The sequence below is a fragment of the Melghirimyces algeriensis genome, from assembly GCF_900182565.1.
Taxonomy (GTDB): domain Bacteria; phylum Bacillota; class Bacilli; order Thermoactinomycetales; family DSM-45169; genus Melghirimyces; species Melghirimyces algeriensis.
Map to the genome: position 1 here is coordinate 180,379 of NZ_FXTI01000001.1, position 18,470 is coordinate 198,848.

Annotated in this window: 14 protein-coding genes; 13 read left to right on the top strand and 1 reads right to left on the bottom strand. The window is 48.6% G+C overall.

Going from position 1 to position 18,470, the window contains the following annotated elements; all coding sequences use genetic code 11:
* Positions 1–16 precede the first annotated feature (16 nt).
* Positions 17–439, bottom strand: coding sequence for a MarR family winged helix-turn-helix transcriptional regulator (locus FN782_RS00820; RefSeq protein WP_185955953.1), 423 nt, complete (start codon positions 437–439; stop codon positions 17–19).
* A gap of 237 nt (positions 440–676) precedes the next feature.
* Here FN782_RS00820 and ilvD point away from each other — a divergent pair, with 237 nt between their 5' ends.
* From ilvD to FN782_RS00885, 13 genes are all read left to right on the top strand, one after another.
* On the top strand, positions 677–2,371 hold the full coding sequence (gene ilvD, locus FN782_RS00825; RefSeq protein WP_142503876.1) for a dihydroxy-acid dehydratase: 1,695 nt from the start codon (positions 677–679) through the stop codon (positions 2,369–2,371).
* A gap of 673 nt (positions 2,372–3,044) precedes the next feature.
* Complete coding sequence (gene ilvB, locus FN782_RS00830) at positions 3,045–4,766, top strand: biosynthetic-type acetolactate synthase large subunit (protein WP_425462672.1); 1,722 nt, start codon at positions 3,045–3,047, stop codon at positions 4,764–4,766.
* Positions 4,763–5,272 carry an acetolactate synthase small subunit gene (gene ilvN / locus FN782_RS00835; RefSeq protein ID WP_142503878.1) on the top strand — a complete coding sequence of 170 codons (510 nt, stop codon included), beginning with the start codon at positions 4,763–4,765 and terminating at the stop codon, positions 5,270–5,272. Before ilvB ends, ilvN begins: the two co-directional genes overlap by 4 nt.
* Positions 5,273–5,391: 119 nt before the next feature.
* The gene (gene ilvC / locus FN782_RS00840; protein ID WP_142503879.1) at positions 5,392–6,405 is read left to right on the top strand and encodes a ketol-acid reductoisomerase; all 1,014 of its coding nucleotides are present in this window, start codon (positions 5,392–5,394) and stop codon (positions 6,403–6,405) included.
* Positions 6,406–6,430: 25 nt separating this feature from the next.
* Positions 6,431–7,987 (top strand): 2-isopropylmalate synthase, encoded by a 1,557-nt coding sequence (locus FN782_RS00845; RefSeq protein WP_142503880.1) that lies wholly within the window; start codon positions 6,431–6,433, stop codon positions 7,985–7,987.
* Between the two features lie 40 nt (positions 7,988–8,027).
* Positions 8,028–9,146, top strand: coding sequence for a 3-isopropylmalate dehydrogenase (gene leuB / locus FN782_RS00850; RefSeq protein ID WP_142503881.1), 1,119 nt, complete (start codon positions 8,028–8,030; stop codon positions 9,144–9,146).
* A 340-nt stretch (positions 9,147–9,486) separates the two neighbouring features.
* Positions 9,487–11,109, top strand: coding sequence for a long-chain fatty acid--CoA ligase (locus FN782_RS00855; RefSeq protein ID WP_142504286.1), 1,623 nt, complete (start codon positions 9,487–9,489; stop codon positions 11,107–11,109).
* 830 nt (positions 11,110–11,939) lie between these two features.
* A complete protein-coding gene (locus FN782_RS00860) occupies positions 11,940–13,712 on the top strand; it encodes an L-lactate permease (protein ID WP_142503882.1) in 1,773 nt (590 codons plus the stop codon).
* Between the two features lie 117 nt (positions 13,713–13,829).
* The gene (locus tag FN782_RS00865; RefSeq protein WP_142503883.1) at positions 13,830–14,567 is read left to right on the top strand and encodes a FadR/GntR family transcriptional regulator; all 738 of its coding nucleotides are present in this window, start codon (positions 13,830–13,832) and stop codon (positions 14,565–14,567) included.
* Positions 14,568–14,625: 58 nt separating this feature from the next.
* Positions 14,626–15,354, top strand: coding sequence for a (Fe-S)-binding protein (locus tag FN782_RS00870; RefSeq protein WP_142503884.1), 729 nt, complete (start codon positions 14,626–14,628; stop codon positions 15,352–15,354).
* A complete protein-coding gene (locus tag FN782_RS00875) occupies positions 15,351–16,787 on the top strand; it encodes a LutB/LldF family L-lactate oxidation iron-sulfur protein (protein ID WP_142503885.1) in 1,437 nt (478 codons plus the stop codon). Before FN782_RS00870 ends, FN782_RS00875 begins: the two co-directional genes overlap by 4 nt.
* Positions 16,780–17,460 carry a LutC/YkgG family protein gene (locus FN782_RS00880; RefSeq protein WP_142503886.1) on the top strand — a complete coding sequence of 227 codons (681 nt, stop codon included), beginning with the start codon at positions 16,780–16,782 and terminating at the stop codon, positions 17,458–17,460. Before FN782_RS00875 ends, FN782_RS00880 begins: the two co-directional genes overlap by 8 nt.
* A gap of 118 nt (positions 17,461–17,578) precedes the next feature.
* Entirely contained in the window at positions 17,579–18,460 is an 882-nt protein-coding gene (locus FN782_RS00885) for a YitT family protein (protein WP_142503887.1), read from the top strand.
* Positions 18,461–18,470: the final 10 nt, after the last annotated feature.

An 18,470-nucleotide genomic window follows, 5' to 3' on the forward strand; every position in this document is an offset into this window, starting at 1 on the left:
GTTTATCCCGCCCCTTTCATTTTTTATGAAGTTTTTGAAGCAGCTGTTGAAGGGTTTCAATCTCTTCTGTGGTAAGGGAGTCAAACTTATGTCTAAAATAGTCCACCTTGTTTTTTTCCACGCGTTTGCATGTTTCGATTCCTTCTGATGTGATTTCCAATTCAATCACACGTTTGTCCGCCGAGGAACGACGACGGCGAATCCATCCTTTTCGAACCAGTGCATCCGTTACATTTGTGACATGACTGGCTGATACGTTTAACTTCACAGACAGACTGGACGGTTTTTGTGGACCATTCTCAATCAAGTGCTTGAGAAAGCCAAATTCACTGCCATTGATCTCGTCTCCAAATAATTCCTGTAAGTCCCGTCGGATCTGACGGAATACCGCTCGAAAGGTATCTTCCAGCTGGTTAATGAGTACTTTGCGATGATCCAAAACCATCCCCCCATAAATGGGTTGTTTAAATAGTTAACTAAGTGAAATATTACCCTATCGAATTTTACATATCATGAATTAAAATGTCAATAGCTAGGGTGTATTTAACCTTTTCCCTTTTCCTTATCTTTCCTGAAGATTGAAATTCAGCGAAAAATAAAAAAAGAGCGTGACAGTTTTTGAAAAATAATTTACACTGTTCAACAACTATCTTTTCAAAGGGTTGGAGGGAGCGTTATGACAACAGACAGGGAATCAAAACAGGACCTCAGAATTCGAAGTCGGGTGATCAGTGAAGGGAAGAGTCGCGTTCCCAATCGAGCCATGCTGCGGGCTGTTGGGTTTCAAGATGACGATTTTCAAAAGCCGATGGTAGGAGTGGCCAGTACATGGAGTGAGGTAACGCCTTGTAATATCCATATCCGCGAGCTGGCGGAACGAGCGAAGGAGGGGGCCAAGGAAAACGGGGGAGCACCTTTGATCTTCAATACCATTACGGTATCGGACGGAATTTCCATGGGACATGAGGGCATGCGGTATTCTCTTCCCAGTCGGGAAGTGATTGCGGATTCCATTGAAACAGTGGTTGGCGCTGAGCGTTTGGACGCATATGTGGCGATCGGCGGCTGTGACAAAAATATGCCTGGATGTATGATTGCCATTGGGCGGACTGAGGTTCCGGCAGTGTTTGTTTACGGAGGAACCATTCGTCCCGGAAATGTGGATGGCAAGGACATTGACATTGTTTCCGCCTTTGAAGGGGTGGGCCAGCATAACAAAGGGGAGATCAGTGACGAGGAATTGCATCAGATTGAATGTCATGCCTGTCCCGGAGCGGGGTCCTGCGGTGGGATGTATACCGCAAACACGATGGCATCCGCTATTGAAGCGATGGGGATGAGCTTGCCGGGGAGTTCTTCCAATCCTGCTGAATCGGAATATAAACGAGAAGACTGTTATCGTGCGGGAAAAGCTGTTGTTGAGTTGCTAAAAAAGGGAATTCGTCCCAAAGATATTATGACGAAAAAGGCTTTTGAGAATGCAATCACCGTGGTCATGGCTCTGGGTGGTTCCACCAATGCGATTCTCCACTTATTGGCGATGGCCCATGCGGTCGATGTGGATTTAACGATTCACGACTTTGAACGGATTCGAAAAAGGGTACCTCATATTGCGGATTTGAAGCCCAGTGGGCGTTTTGTGATGCAGGATCTGCACGAAGTTGGAGGGGTTCCTGCGGTGATGAAAGAACTGTTGCATGCCGGTTTGCTTCATGGAGAATGCTTGACGGTTACGGGAAAAACCCTTGCGGAAAATTTATCGGAAGCGAACTCGCTCAAACCGGAACAGAAGGTGATTCGTCCATTGGACAACCCCTTCCGTAAAACCGGCCCCCTCGTCGTATTGGAAGGAAATCTTGCTCCCGAAGGAGCGGTAGCTAAGGTATCCGGGCTGAAAGTGACCCGGATCGAAGGACCGGCCAAGGTGTTTAACAATGAAGAGGATGCTGCAAAAGCGATCCTTTCCGATCAGGTAAAAGAGGGAGATGTTGTCATTATCCGCTATGAAGGACCCAAGGGAGGACCGGGAATGCCGGAAATGCTCTCTATTACGGGAATTCTCGTCGGAAAAGGGCTTGGAGAAAAGGTTGCTCTGATTACGGATGGGCGCTTTTCCGGTGGTTCCCATGGCTTTGTCATCGGGCATGTGGCGCCGGAGGCGCAAGTGGGGGGACCGATCGCTTTGATTCAGGATGGGGACCGGATCACGATTGACAGCGAAAAACGGGAGCTATCTGTTAACCTTACCGAAGCTGAGTTGGAACAGCGCCGGAAAAATTGGAAAGCTCCATCGCTTCCCGCTTCCCGTGGGGTGCTCCACAAGTATTCCCGGTTGGTTTCTTCAGCCTCCAAAGGGGCCGTCACAGATTAATATCATTTTTACAAATAATCTGTTGACAATTGAATCCGACCCTAGCTATAATATCATCTAAATAATGAAACATGGTTATCACAGCGAACAACCAACAGTTCGCGACCGTGTAGGAGGGTGTCTAGGGTTCCGCCCGCCAAGGTGGCGGGGACTGTGACCAAGTGGCACCAACACCATCTTGATGGTGTACACCGTGAGGATAAAAGCCTCTGCGGCAGGTCCTGCCCGATTCGATTATCATTGCGGACGGGTATGGAATGCCCAGAGGCTATATTTATTTATCGCAAACGGAATTTATTTCAAAAAATAGAAAGAAAAATGCTATGAAGAGGCTATTCCCTGTTATCACCTGTGTCACAGAGAGTTCCGGATGGCTGAGACCGGAATCGCGGTATGGCAGGCGATCTCACCTTGGAGCTGTGCGTCGAAAGGCAATGGGCCGAGTAGAACGTATCCGGCAATCGCCGTTATCTGATGGGGTGCACCCGTAAGACCGGGTTGCACCCGCAGAGGCCGTCCACCGTGAGGTGGCGGTAATCATTGGGTGGTACCGCGAACCTTTCGCCCCAATCAAGCCATGACCAGGATTGTAATGTGTCAAGGGAGGTTGGAGACGAAAGGTTTTTATTTTTACAAAAGGAGGTTGCGAGGGAGGATGCCCCAACGGTTGGCGATGCCAGTGAAAGATCGGAACCATTCCGGTCAATTGCAACAAGACTATACAGGGTCGGAAATTTTGCTTCGATGTTTAATTGAGGAAGGGGTGGAGGTGGTTTTTGGATATCCGGGAGGAGCGGTGCTTCCCATTTATGATTCGCTCTATCAGGGAGCGTTGAAGCACTTGCTGGCCCGCCATGAACAGGGAGCCATTCATGCGGCGGATGGTTATGCCCGCGCGACGGGTAAACCTGGAGTGGTGATCGCAACATCTGGGCCAGGAGCAACCAATCTGGTCACCGGGATTGCCAATGCCCAGATGGATTCCATTCCCCTGGTTTGTATCACAGGAAATGTTCCGCAAAACCTGATTGGGACAGATGCCTTTCAGGAAGCAGACATTACGGGAATAACAATGCCGATTACCAAACACAGTTATCTGGTTACGGATGTCCAGGATCTTCCCAGAGTGGTAAAAGAGGCATTTCATATCGCTTCCACAGGCAGACCGGGACCGGTATTGATCGATATTCCCAAAGATGTTTCCAATGCCCGGTCTTCTTACTCTTATCCGGACAGCATACACATCCGCGGATATCAGCCGAAGACAGATCCCCATCCTTTGCAAATCAGCCGATTACACAAAATTCTCACTAAGGCGGAGAAGCCCCTGATTCTGGCTGGTGGTGGTGTGGTAACTGCCGGTGCGGAAAAAGAGCTGATCATGTTTGCGGAAAGAGCCAATATTCCTGTAACCACAACATTGATGGGATTGGGAGGTTTTTCAGGGCAACATCCCTTATGGTTGGGGATGCCGGGAATGCATGGAACGTATGCTGCCAATCACGCCCTTTTGGAATGTGATCTGTTGATTGGGATCGGTGCCCGTTTTGATGACCGGGTAACCATGGGACGTCTTGATAAGTTTGCAACCAAAGCCAATATTGTTCATATTGACATCGATCCGGCGGAGATCGGCAAAAACGTGGACACCTATATTCCGATTGTTGGAGATGTAAAAAAGGTGCTCTCCACAGCTGTAGCTGAAGTTCCCCGCACCCCTTCTGATGCATGGATTGAAAAACTTCAGAAATGGGTTCGGGAGAAGCCCTATACGTTTTGTGACTCTGATGAAGAACTGAAGCCTCAATGGGTGATTCGCCATCTTTATGAAAGTACGGGTGGAGATGCCATTGTGACGACAGATGTTGGACAGCATCAGATGTGGGTGGCTCAGTATTTCCCGTTTGCCAACCCCCGCTCCTTCATTACCTCCGGTGGGTTGGGAACGATGGGATTCGGCTTTCCTGCCGCTCTTGGAGCTCAGTTGGGAAAACCGGAAGCTACAGTGATCAGTGTGACTGGTGACGGAGGGTTTCAAATGACGAGCCAGGAGCTGGCAGTGGCGTCTCTGGCCAATATTCCGGTGAAAGTGGCTGTGATCAATAACCGCTGTCTGGGAATGGTTCGCCAATGGCAGGAGGTCTTTTATAAAAAGCGATACAGTGAAGTTGATTTGGCTGACAGTCCAGACTTTGTCAAATTAGCTGAATCCTATGGAGTAAAGGCATGGAAGGCGGAGAATAAAGAAGAGGCCAAACGGGTTTGGAAAGAGGCACTTTCCCATCCGGGACCGGCTGTGGTTGATTTTCGGGTAGCCCCTGAGGAAAATGTTTATCCCATGGTGGCGCCGGGGACGGGTCTTGATGAGATGATTATGGGGGATGAGGATAAATGAGACACATTCTTTCTGTGTTGGTAAACGACCAACCCCGTGTTCTCGCCAGGGTGGCAAACCTTCTCGGTCGCCGGAATTTCAACATTGAAAGTATCAGTGTCGGTGAATCCGAGGAGCCTGGATTGTCGCGGATGGTCATCGTAACCACCGGAGATGAACGAACCATGGAACAGGTGCAAAAACAGCTCCACAAAGTGATTGATGTAATTAAAGTCCAGGATTTGAGTCAACATTCTGCGGTGGAACGCGAGTTGCTTCTGGTCAAAGTGGGAGCTGGACCGGCAGATCGAATGGAGATTGGTGGGATCATTGAACCGTTTCGGGCTTCGGTGGTGGATGTAGGTCCACAGAGTCTGATGATTCAGGCGACAGGGGAGCGTTCCAAGCTGGATGCTCTGTTGGAGTTGTTACATCCATACGGGATTAAGGAAATTGCTCGCACAGGAGTAACAGCCTTGTCCAGAGGAGCGTCCAAAGCAGGAACCGCAGTTCTGGCTGGTGGTTGATCGTTGATGTGGATCGAAAAGGGTTGGAATCAAAATTTTATGATCATGTGTATGGTTCTACTTTAATACTGCACCGCTTAAAATCAACAAAAACTGGATTTTTCTAAGGAGGATGTCAGATGGCGAAAGTATATTATGGAAATGATGCAAATCTTGATGCTTTGAAAGGGAAAACAGTGGCTGTGGTCGGTTATGGCAGCCAAGGTCACGCTCAAGCGCAAAATCTGCGTGATAGTGGTGTTCATGTAGTGATCGGCCTTCGTCGCGGCCGTTCCTGGGAACAGGCCAAGCGGGATGGATTTGAGGTGTACACGGTGGAGGAAGCAGTCAAAGAGGCAGATGTGGTGCAAATCCTGATGCCGGATGAAGTGCAGGCAAACGTTTATCGGGAACAGGTGGCACCCTGTCTAAAACCGGGAGCAGCACTCTTCTTTTCCCACGGGTTTAACATCCATTTTCAACAGATCAATCCTCCCGAAGATGTGGATGTTGTTTTGGTTGCTCCCAAGGGTCCCGGCCACCTGGTTCGACGGGTGTATGAAGAAGGATTTGGTGTTCCCGGTTTAATTGCCGTTCATCAAAATGCGTCCGGAAAAGCGTTGGAGATCGGGCTTGCCTACGCCAAAGGAATTGGTGCCACTCGCGCCGGAGTGATTGAAACCACCTTCAAGGAAGAGACGGAAACGGATTTGTTTGGAGAACAGGCGGTTTTGTGCGGAGGAGTCAGTCAACTGGTCCAAAATGGATTTGAAACCTTGATGGAAGCAGGATATCAGCCAGAAATCGCCTACTTTGAGTGCCTCCACGAATTGAAGCTGATTGTGGATCTGATGTATGAAGGTGGATTGTCCGGCATGCGTTATTCCATCAGCGATACAGCGGAGTATGGCGATTATGTCAGTGGCAAGCGGGTGGTTGGTGAAGCTTCCCGAAAGGCGATGAAAGAAGTGTTGAAGGAAATCCAGGATGGCACCTTTGCCAAGCGCTGGATTCAGGAAAATGAAGAGGGACGGAGAGAGTTCAACCGTTTGGCCAAGGAGGGTCAGGATCACCCCATCGAACAAGTGGGCAAAAAGCTTCGTAAGACAATGGCTTGGATCGATAAAGAACAACAGGAACCCGTTAAACAGTGAGATTTTATGATAGGGAGGAAGCGGCATGCGAAGGGTGCAGTTTTTTGACACAACGTTGAGAGACGGGGAACAATCCCCCGGTGTAAACTTGAGTGCCAAGGAGAAGGTGGCGCTTGCCCTTCAACTGGAACGGCTGGGTATTGATGTGATTGAAGCCGGCTTTGCTGCGGCCTCCCCCGGAGACCTGGAAGCCGTTCGACAGGTGGGTGAAGCCGTTGGGAGTGCAACGGTGGTTAGCCTTGCACGAGCTGTCCCAGCCGATATTGAAAAAGCATGGGAAGCATTAAAGCATGCAAAAAATCCTGGTATTCATGTTTTTCTCGCCACTTCACCAATCCATCGGAAATACAAGTTGAATATGACAAAGGATGAAGTGTTGGAAAGAGCGGAATCCGCTGTCCGCTTGGCCAAACAATATTTTCCCAACGTGGAGTTTTCTACGGAAGATGGAGGACGGACGGAAAAAGCGTTTCTCTGTCAGGTGGCGGAGCGGGTGATCGAGGCTGGAGCCGATGTCCTCAATATTCCGGATACGGTTGGTTACTTGACACCACAGCAGTACGGAGAGATTTTTCGATATCTCAGGGAAAATGTTCGGGAAATCGATAAGGTGAAGTTGTCTGCTCACTGCCATGACGATCTGGGGATGGCAACGGCCAATACGTTGGCGGCCATTGAAGCCGGTGTGGATCAGGTGGAAGGTACTATCAACGGGATCGGTGAACGGGCGGGAAATACGTCCCTGGAAGAAGTGGCGATGGCTTTGGCGACTCGCAAGGATTACTATCAGGCAACGACTGGGCTCAATCTGAAGGAGATTGCCAAAACAAGCCGGATGGTCAGTAAAATGACCGGTATGTTTGTACCAGGCAATAAAGCGGTCGTTGGCGCCAATGCTTTTGCTCATGAGTCAGGCATCCATCAGGATGGGATGCTGAAAAACAGTTCCACCTATGAAATCATGCGACCGGAGATGGTCGGTTACGAAGCGAGTCGCATGGTACTCGGCAAACATTCCGGACGCCATGCGTTTCGGGATAAGTTGAAAAGCATGGGATATGAAATGTCGGATGAACAGATTTCCCAGCTGTTTGTTCGCTTTAAGGAATTGACTGACCGCAAAAAAGTGATCGAAGACGAGGATATTGCTTCCCTTGTTGAAGAACGATGGGCCGGAGAGAAAGAGGTCTATACGTTGGAAACCATACAACTCTCGTATGGGAACCAATCCGTTCCCACCGCTTCCGTTCAGGTGGTTGATGTTCGCGATCAGCGAAGGTTGGAAGAAGCATCCTGCGGAAACGGTTCCGTGGACGCCATCTTTAAGGCGATCGATCGGGTAACGGGAGAGTCGATGCATTTGGTGGACTTTCAGATTGCATCCGTGACCCATGGAAAAGATGCCCTGGGAGAGGTTTATGTCAAGTTAAAACAAGAGGATCGCATTGTCCAGGGACGCGGAGTGAGCACCGATATATTGGAAGCCAGTGCCAGGGCTTATATTCATGCTGTGAACCGAATGATTGCCCGGCGCGACGGTGGGATCAAGATGGAGAACGCTCCGGTTTCTGTCGGTTCTTGAGTCGGAATCCCCCATAACGGAGAAAAGGAGGTTGAAATGGATGGATAAGCAGTACAAGGTGACTGTGTTGCCTGGAGATGGGATCGGTCCGGAAATTGTGGAAGAAGGCGTCAAGGTATTGAAGCAGGCGGGAAAACAATTTGGCTATCGATTTCAACTGGATTTTGGGTTGGTGGGAGGCGGTGCCATTGATCGGGTACAGACTCCGCTTCCACAGGAAACCCTTCGTCAATGTCGCGATGCGGATGCCGTATTGCTGGGAGCGGTAGGAGGTCCCGACTGGGATCAGAATCCACCGGAACTTCGCCCGGAAAAAGCGCTTTTGGACTTGCGGAAGAAGCTTGGCTTATTTGCGAATCTTCGTCCCGTCCAATGTTTTCCCGGTTTAGAGGAGAGCTCCACATTAAAAAAGGATGTTGTTAACGGTGTGGATCTGCTCGTGGTTCGGGAGTTGACCGGAGGCATCTATTTTGGGGAGAAATATACAGAGAAGACAGGAAAAGGAGAAAAAGCCACCGATACATTGGTTTACCAGGAACATGAAGTGGAGCGGATTATGAGGCGTGGGTTTGAATTGGCCCGTAAACGTCGGAAAAAAGTAACTTCTGTGGATAAAGCCAATGTTCTGGAAAGCTCCCGTCTTTGGAGAAAAGTGGCCCAACGAGTGGCGAGGGACTACCCGGATGTGGAATTGGAACATATGTTGGTGGACAACTGTGCCATGCAAATGATCCGTCGCCCTGCCGAATTTGATGTCATTGTTACGGAAAATATGTTTGGTGATATCCTGAGTGATGAGTCTGCGGTTCTCACCGGGTCCATCGGAATGCTTCCTTCAGCGAGTATTGGTGAAGGAACAAAAGGCCTGTATGAACCGGTTCACGGCTCAGCTCCCGATATTGCCGGGCAGGGCGTCTCCAATCCTGTTGCCACCATTCTCTCTGTGGCTATGATGTTCCGGCATTCATTTCAGGATGAAGAAGCCGCCCGAACCATTGAACATGCCGTGATCAATGTCCTGGCTCAGGGCGCGCGTACCATGGATGTTGCAGTGCCTGGTGATTTGGCCCTTTCAACGGATCAGATGGGAGACAGGGTGGTGGAAGAGTTAAAGAAACGTCAACCGGACCCCAAAATTCCAGTGGAGGCGATGATGTAATCCCTGGAACTGAAGAGAAAACAACCCTCGCAAAAAGGAAATTCCTTTATTGCGAGGGTTTTTATATGGATTTCTGCTCACATTTCCTAATACTGATAGATATAAACCAATCCTACAATCAAAGCGATGTACAAAAAAAGGCTCCAACCCATTGGATTCATCAAACATCATCTCCTCTTTCATTCAAATGGTGGTTATGTAAAAGGGGAAATTTCCCATCCCTTTGCAGGGAAGGAAACTCTTGTACGCACAATAAAGTCCCAGTATACTTAAAAAAGAAAGTAAATTCGAAAGATACCGATAGAAGGAAGATCGCAACCAAAGGTGGTGTGGATCAATGATGATGGATGTTCCGCTGTTGGTAGCACCCATGTTGGAGCGGGCAGAGCGCCTGTTTCCGAAAAAAGAAATCGTTTCTCTGACCCAATCTGGGACCTATCGATATACCTATGCAGAAATGGGCCGTCGTACCCGACAACTTGCTAGCGTTTTAAAACAATTGGGGGTTCAAAAAGGGGAACGGGTGGGAACATTGGCCTGGAATGATCATCGACATCTGGAAGCCTATTTTGCCATCCCTGGTATGGGAGCCGTTTTGCATACCATTAACATTCGACTTTCCCCTGAACACCTGGCTTATGTAATCAATCACGCCAAGGATCGTGTGCTGCTGATCGATGTGACTGTCTGGCCTTTGGTTGAAAAAATCAGGGATCAGTTGAAAACGGTGGAATACTTTGTGGTGATGACCGATGGAGCACTTCCGGAGACAACGGTGCAACCGCTCTATTCTTATGAGAAACTGCTGAAAAACGGAGATCCGGAATGGAAATTTCCCCGTGAGTTGGATGAAAACGATCCGGCAGGGATGTGCTATACTTCAGCGACTACCGGAAAGCCCAAGGGAGTGGTCTATACCCAGCGCAGTATTTTTCTGCACAGTATGTCTCTTGGCTTGGCGGATGTTCTGGGATTGTCGGAGTCAGATACCTGTCTGTCTGTTGTGCCGATGTTCCATGTCAATGCGTGGGGACTTCCTTTTGCCGCCACCTGGTTTGGAACCAAACAGGTGTTGCCAGGGCCACAGATGACACCGCAAAATATCGCGAAACTGATCAATTCGGAACAGGTGACAGTTACTGGTGGTGTTCCAACCATTTGGATTGGTATGCTTAAAGAGCTGGAGCAGAACGATTATGACCTGTCCAGCTTGCGAAAGCTTCTTTTTGGAGGGTCAGCTGCTCCCAAAAGCATGATCCAGGCGTATGAAGAGAAGTATGGGATACCCGTGGTCCATGCTTATGGAATGACGGAAACCAGCCCGGTCGTCTCGGTCTGCAACCTGAAGAGCCATCAGCAAAGCCTTTCGAAAGAAGAGCGATTGGAGCTGAAATCCAAGCAAGGGATTCCGGCTCCCGGAGTGGAAATCAAAGTGGTGGGTACAGATGGTGAAGTGGCATGGAATGGGCAGGAGATGGGGGAACTTTTGGTGCGAGGACCCTGGATTGCTGCTGGTTATTTTAATGATGAGCGGAGTGAGAAGGCATTTCAGGATGGATGGCTTCACACCGGAGATGTGGTAACGGTGGATGAAGAAGGTGCGATCAAAATTGTAGATCGAACCAAGGACTTGATTAAGAGTGGGGGAGAATGGATCAGTTCGGTCGATCTGGAAGATGCCTTGATGGCTCATGAAGCCGTCTATGAAGCGGCTGTGGTGGCTGTCCCTCATAAAAAATGGCTGGAACGCCCAATCGCCTGTATCGTTCTGAAAGATGATTTTGTGGGGAAGGTTTCCGATCAGGATCTGCTGGATTTTTTAAAACCGCAAGTGGCGAAATGGTGGCTTCCGGATGCAATCATTTTTATGAAAGAACTTCCCAAAAACTCTGTCGGAAAGCTTCTGAAGCGAGCATTGCGAGAGGAGATGAAAGCGCGTTTTGCTTCCAAGGAATCTGTATAACCCAATCCATCCGGTTGCCTCACAGGCAGCCGTTTTTTTGGGCGGGAATACTGCTGGGGATGAAAAATTACGGTTGAAGACTGTACACTTTCGTATGATAAAAAGTCCGGTGAACCCCCTGGGGTTCTTGCATTATCCTTAGTTCGCAGGCTTCTGGTGCGTTTGATATAATAAGGTAGCTTTAATAGCTTGCAAAAATCTGAGAAAGGATATTTAAGATCAACCTAGAACTCTATGTTTTAGAGAATAAACTGCAGTGAACCCCGTTTTGGCAAAAATACTGATTATCCCTTGTTTTTCAACGGTTATAGGGATTTTTGACTCGTTTTGAAAAAAAGGACTTCCACTTTACTGCAATCAAGTGGTTTCCTACATAGAGCGGATCTTTGCTTCATCCTGTCATGACAGGGTTTTCTCTTTGCCGGTTTTAAGGTTTTAGATGAACGTAGTGGGATATAAAGCGTTATCGCTTCTTCTTGTTTTGATAACAGTTCCTCAGTTTTAGATGAACCTAGTGGAGATAGAAGGGAGATATCATTTAAAATTATTTGTATGAATGGATCACACCTCATTTGTCATGATCCAATGTACATAGGGTTTTCTACCCAATCAGGATAGGTTTACCATCGACATATTTTTTGACAAAAGGTTGACATCTGTCGAAAAATTGTGTTTTAATATCAAACAAGTCATCAGATGACCTGATAACCTTATCATCATATTTTCCCATGGGAAAACCTTTAAAGAAGGTGATGGATGAAAAAAGTGGGGGAAGGTGTTGTTGGAAACACTTCAGTCAGAGGGAAAATATTGGATTGGGAGGTCCCAATATGTTGGCATGGCTTGCTTTACTTCCTGTCCTGACCGTATTTCTGTTTCTGGTAGTGTTGAAATGGCCGGCTAAATATGCGATGCCATTGGCTTTGGTCGTGACAGCCGGTTTATCGCTGGGTGTATGGAAGATTCCGGGGAATGTAGTGGCTGCTGAAGTCGTGGATGGGGTCGTGACGGCCTTGAGCTTACTTTATATTATCTTTGGTGCGATCCTGCTTTTGAATACGCTTACAGAAAGCGGTGCCATTCATAAGATCCGCCAAGGGTTGTCCGAGATCACGGTGGACCGCCGTATTCAAGTAATCATTATTGCTTGGTTGTTTGGTTCTTTTATTGAAGGGTCTGCTGGGTTTGGGACACCTGCGGCAGTAGCTGCTCCGCTGTTGGTAGGTCTTGGATTTCCAGCGATGGCTGCCGTGATTTGTGCCCTGATCATCCAAAGTACCCCCGTTTCCTTTGGCGCATTGGGAACCCCGGTTTTGGTTGGCATCCATACCGGGCTGGGTGGAGGAAAGCTGGCAGAGGTCACACAAACTGTCGGTATATCTGCGGGGGAGTGGGGGGCCTTTATTGCCTCCATCGGAGCAAAAGTGGCCTTGTTACATGCGATTGTGGGAACCATGATTCCACTGATTATGATTTCCGTGATGACTCGGTTTTTTGGGAAGAACCGTACCTTCCGTGAAGGATTGCAGGCGTGGAAGTTTGCCTTGTTTGCCGCATTGGCAATGACGGTACCGTATTATGCAGTAGCAGTTATTCTCGGACCTGAATTTCCTTCTCTGTTTGGCGGACTGATTGGGTTACTTTTGGTCGTATCGGCTGCTAAAAAGGGATGGTTTTTGCCGAAGGACGGCGAGTGGAACTTTGACAAAAGGGAAAACTGGGATGCCGATTGGAATGGTCAAGTCGATGTGCGTGGTCAGATCCGGGAAGGAACCAATATATCGATGATACAGGCTTGGACGCCCTATCTGCTGGTTGGACTGTTTCTGGTACTGTCCAGGGTAACCTTCTTACCGATCAAAGCGTGGATGACCGGAGTAACCATCACAGGAAAAGATCTCTTCGGTTCCGGTATGGATGTATCTGTTGCGCCTCTGTATCTACCGGGTACTATTTTTATCCTTGTGGTGTTTTGCACCTATTTTCTTCACCGTATGAATGGAGGCGCTTTCAAAAAGGCATGGGGTAATGCTTTTCAAACCACCGTTGTCGCCTCGGTAGCCCTGTTGTCTGCCGTTCCGATGGTGAAACTGTTTATTGGATCGCAAGATGGAGCCGCCGGATATGAGAGCATGCCGATTGAGTTGGCGGAGGGTGTAGCGGCATTGACCGGGAGTGCATGGCCGATTTTCGCGCCGGTTATCGGAGCTTTGGGTGCTTTTGTGGCGGGAAGTAACACGATTTCCAATATGATGTTTTCCCTGTTTCAATTCGGTGTGGGAGAGCGGATTGGAGTGGACCCGTCCTGGGTGGTAGCCTTGCAGGCCGTTGGTGGTGCCGCAGGCAACATGATCTGTGTGCACAATGTGGTTGCCGCATCCGCTACAGTGGGATTGGTGAACCGGGAAGGCCCCCTGATCCGGAAAGTCTTGCTTCCGATGACCTACTATACCCTCTTTGCCGGCGGGATCGGATATGTGATTCTGAACGGGTGGGATTTGAACATTGGAACGATCATTGTTCTCGCAGTAGTGATTGCCTGGGTGTATGTGATTGTTCGATCCAATAAGGAGTCGGTGGCGGTTTCTTCAAAGCTAAACTGAAGATGGTTTGATAGCAATCGTCCAAGGCCTGTCAATATCCTTTCATATCCCGTTAAACGGCATACCTCTGGGAATGATACAATAGGAAAAAACACAACATTTCCCAGAGGTGAACCAATGGAATATCAACCGATTCGTGGAAGAAAAATTTATGAGCAAGTGGCAGAACAAATTAAAGGCATGATCCAGTCTGGGAAGTTAAAGCCGGGGGACAAGCTGGCTTCAGTCCGTGAGTTGTCGGAACGGTTTGATGTAGGTCGCTCAGCCGTCCGGGAAGCATTGTCCGCTCTAAGGGCGATGGGATTGTTGGAGATGCGACAAGGGGAAGGGACTTATGTCAAGACATTTGATCCAAACACCGTCTCCCGACCCATTGTGGAGGCAACATTAATGAATCAGGAACAGATTCTGGAGTTGTTGGAAGTCCGCAAAATTATGGAAGCTGGATCGGCAGCCATTTGTGCGACCGAGCATGATCAAGAGGATCTGAGAAAGATGGAAGATGCCTTGAAAGAAATGGAAGAAAGCTTGGGCGCTTCCGAAGAGCTGGGAGAGCAAGCGGATGCCAAGTTTCATTTGGCGGTTGCCAAAGGAACGAAAAATAACCTGCTTTATCATCTCATGACAACCATTTCTGGCACCATGCAGGAAGCGATGCGGGAAAGTCGCCGCATCTGGCTTTATGCAGAAGAGGAGACAGCGGAAAGACTTTATCGAGAACACCAGGCCATCTATCACGCGATTAAAGACCGAAATGCGACATTGGCACAGCAACAAATGCTGGCTCATTTGGTCAAAGTTGAACAGGTATTGCGTCGATTTATGGAAGACAAGGCGGATGAAGATAAAGAATAGGGGTCATTGAACAAACCCGCTTTACCAGCGGGTTTGTGCTTGGAAGGGAGAGGTATTGATGCAGGTTGCACTTTTTATTACGTGTCTGTCGGATGTATTTTATCCGAGTGTAGGGATGAGCGTGGTGCGGGTGTTACGCCGTTTGGGAGTGGAAGTGGATTTTCCTACTGAACAGACTTGCTGTGGGCAACCCGCCTTTAACAGTGGATACCGGCAAGATGCTGCCAAAGCGGCGAAGCAAATGATTCGTGCTTTTGAAGGGTATGATGCGGTGATCACTCCTTCCGGGTCCTGTGCCGCGATGGTACGGAAGGAATATCCACATCTTTTAAACGATGATTCTGAATGGAAAGAAAGAGCACAATCGTTGGCCGATCGGTGTTATGAGTTCTCGGAGTTTCTGGTGAGTCGACTGTCGCTGGAAATGATTGATGCCCGTCTGGAAGGGAAGGCCACTTATCATCATTCTTGTCACATGTACCGGGGGTTGCGTTTGACAGAACCTCCACTCCAGGTTCTTTCACAGGTACAGGGGTTAGAGGTGGTGAACCTTCCTTATCATGAAGACTGTTGTGGCTTTGGTGGAACGTTTGCCGTCAAAATGTCAGAGATCTCACAAGAGATGGCAGATGAAAAAATCCAGCATTTAGAAAGCACCGAAGCGGATTATCTGATCGGATCTGACATGAGCTGTCTCATGCATTTGGGGGGGCGAATCCGTCGGAAAGAGAAGTCGGTAGAAATCATGCATGTGGCTCAAGTTTTGGATCGGGGGATGATGAAATGAGTATAGAACAGCAAATATCAAGAAAACAGCGTCCTCCTTTTCATGATCGCACGAAGGAAGCCATTGAACACCCATTTCTACAAAAAGCGGTTCGATATACCCAGGATCGGCTGAGAGGCGGAAAAAAACGAGCCGAAGCGGAGATTGGGAACTGGGAAGAATGGCGACTGAAAGCGGAAGCCATCCGGCGTCACACGGTTGAGCATCTGGATGTGTATTTGGATCAATTTACTACGAATGTAGAGAATGCTGGCGGAACGGTTCACTTTGCCGACACATCACAAGAAGTGTTGGATCTCGTTACCCAAATTGTACGGAAGAAAGAGGCCCGTTCCATTGTCAAATCCAAGTCGATGGTTTCAGAAGAAGTAGATTTAAACCATGTAATGGAACAACAGGGTGTGGAAGTGGTGGAGTCTGATCTGGGTGAATATATCGTCCAACTGGCTGATGAAGCTCCTTCCCATATTATTGTACCTGCGATTCATAAAAACCGTCAGGAGATTACACGTCTCTTTTCCAAGGAGGCAGGCAAGCTACTTTCAGAGGAAACCGCAGAATTGACAGCGTTTGCCCGGAAACGGATGCGGGAGAAATTTTTGCAGGCAGATATCGGGATCACCGGGTGTAACTTTGGTGTAGCAGAATCCGGTTCTGTCGTATTGGTTACCAATGAAGGAAACGCTCGAATGTCGACCACGTTGCCTGACACGCATATTGTGGTGATGGGGATGGAGCGGATCGCTCCAAGATGGCGAGACCTGGATGTTTTGTTGACGATGCTGACCCGAAGTGCCACCGGACAAAAAATCACCAGCTATGTGACGGCGCTGACGGGACCCCGGAGGGAGGGGGAAGCGGATGGACCAAAAGAGATGCATGTCATTGTAGTAGACAATGGTCGTTCGTCCATGTTGGGAACGGGTTATCAAGACGTCCTGCATTGTATCCGTTGTGGTGCATGTATCAATGTTTGTCCCGTTTACCGGCAGATTGGCGGACATGCCTATGGGGGTGTCTACCCTGGGCCGATCGGAGCGGTGTTGACACCGCTGTTGGAAGGGTTTGAAGGATGGACAGAGCTTCCTTATGCCTCCAGTCTGTGTGGAGCCTGTACGGATGCTTGTCCGGTAAGGATTCCGTTGCATGAACGACTCCTCGATCTGCGGGCAGATGAGGTGGAGACGAAGCAGACACCATGGTCGGAACGGTTGGCCTTCAAGGGATTTGGTGTGTTGGCTGAACACCCTGAATGGTTTGAGAAAGCGGCGGTGATGGGGCATTGGATGGGGAAGCCCCTGGCGGATCAAGAAGGCTTCTTACAGAAAGGTCCTGGCCCCCTAAAGGGATGGACAGATAGCCGTGATCTTCCCATACCCGCAAAAACATCATTTCGCAAATGGTGGCGAAAGGAGGGGAAACAGGATGGTTGAAGCGAATCGCAAACAGCAATTTCTCCAACGCATTACCGAGCGTTTAAACCGTCCCCGCCCACGACAGGTTACTCCACCAGACCTCGCCCCTTGGGACAATCATTCAGAAGAGACGAAAGCGGATCGGGTTGGTCGCTTTTCAGAAGAAGCGGAACAGGCGGGAGCTGAAGTGCGGATGGTAAGGGATGAACAGTCCCTTCGGAAGTTGATTGACAGCGATCTAAAAAAGGATGGATTCAAAAAGGTATTGACATGGAAGGAAACCGCTCCCTTGTTGGAAGGAACGGAAGGGATACAGGTCTGCATCTGGGAGCCTGATAGAGATCGTATGGCACAGTTGCGTGAAGCAGAACAATCAGATGTCGGTTTGGTTCGGGCAGAGTGGGGATTAGCATTTACCGGTACGTTGGTGTTGTGGAATGATGAAAAGAGGGGGCGAGGACGGGCTGTCAGTCTGTTGCCACCTGTGTTGTATGTGGTGTTGGATGCGGATCACATTGCGTCCCGTATGTTTCCGGTGCTCAAGAAAATCGAAAATAAGAACAAGATGGTTTCTTGTCTCAATTTTATTACAGGGCCCAGCCGCACCTCAGATATTGAAAACGATTTAAGTCTGGGTGTGCACGGACCAGGGCGGGTTCAGATTTATGTGGTGGAAAAAGCAGGAGTGTGAATACTCCTGTTTTTTGGCGTTTTGAGTGGCTTTGTATTGTTTCTCATATGCTATACTAAAGAATGAAAAGGATGATCCATCATCCGGAATTTAAACGAAAGGGTGCCGAGCTGAAGCGATGGAAGCTGCTCATAAAAAGAAAGAACATAAAAAGCTGAGTAAGGGGAAACTGTTCAAGCGAGCTGTCATGATCTGTATAGGAGCCGTCCTGATGGCTTTGGGTCTGGAAACATTTCTCGTTCCCAACCAGGTCATCGATGGGGGAATTGTGGGAGTTTCCATTATTCTTTCCCATTTAACGGGAATCCCGTTAGGTCTGTTTCTGTTTTTTCTTAACCTTCCCTTTTTCTTTGTTGGATATAAACAGATCGGTAAAACCTTTGCATTTTCCACTTTATTCGGGGTACTCATTCTTGCAGTTGGAACGTATGGGTTTCATTCATTGGATCCAGTAACAGGAGACCCTCTGCTGGCAGCAGTTTTCGGCGGTGTGGTGCTGGGAATCGGTGTGGGTCTGGTGATTCGTTACGGGGGCTCTTTGGACGGAACGGAAATTCTGGCGATTCTGTTTAACAAACGTCTTCCCTTCTCCGTTGGGGAAACCGTGATGTTTTTCAACCTGTTTATTTTGGGCAGTGCCGGGTTTGTGTTTGGATGGGATCGGGCAATGTATTCACTGATGGCCTACTTTATCGCTTTTAAAATGATTGATTTAACCATTGAAGGGTTTGATGAAACAAAATCGGTCTGGATTATCAGTGAGCAACATCACAAGATTGGAGAAGCGATCCTTCATCGTTTGGGACGGGGGGTTACATATCTCAATGGTGAAGGAGGATACACCGGCGATGATAAAAAAGTGATTTTTTGTGTGGTGACCCGGCTGGAAGAAGCCAAACTGAAGTCGATCGTGGAAGAGATTGATGAAGAAGCATTCCTTGCAATCGGAGATATTCATGATGTGAAAGGTGGACGTTTCAAGAAACGGGATATTCACTGAGTCGTGTACG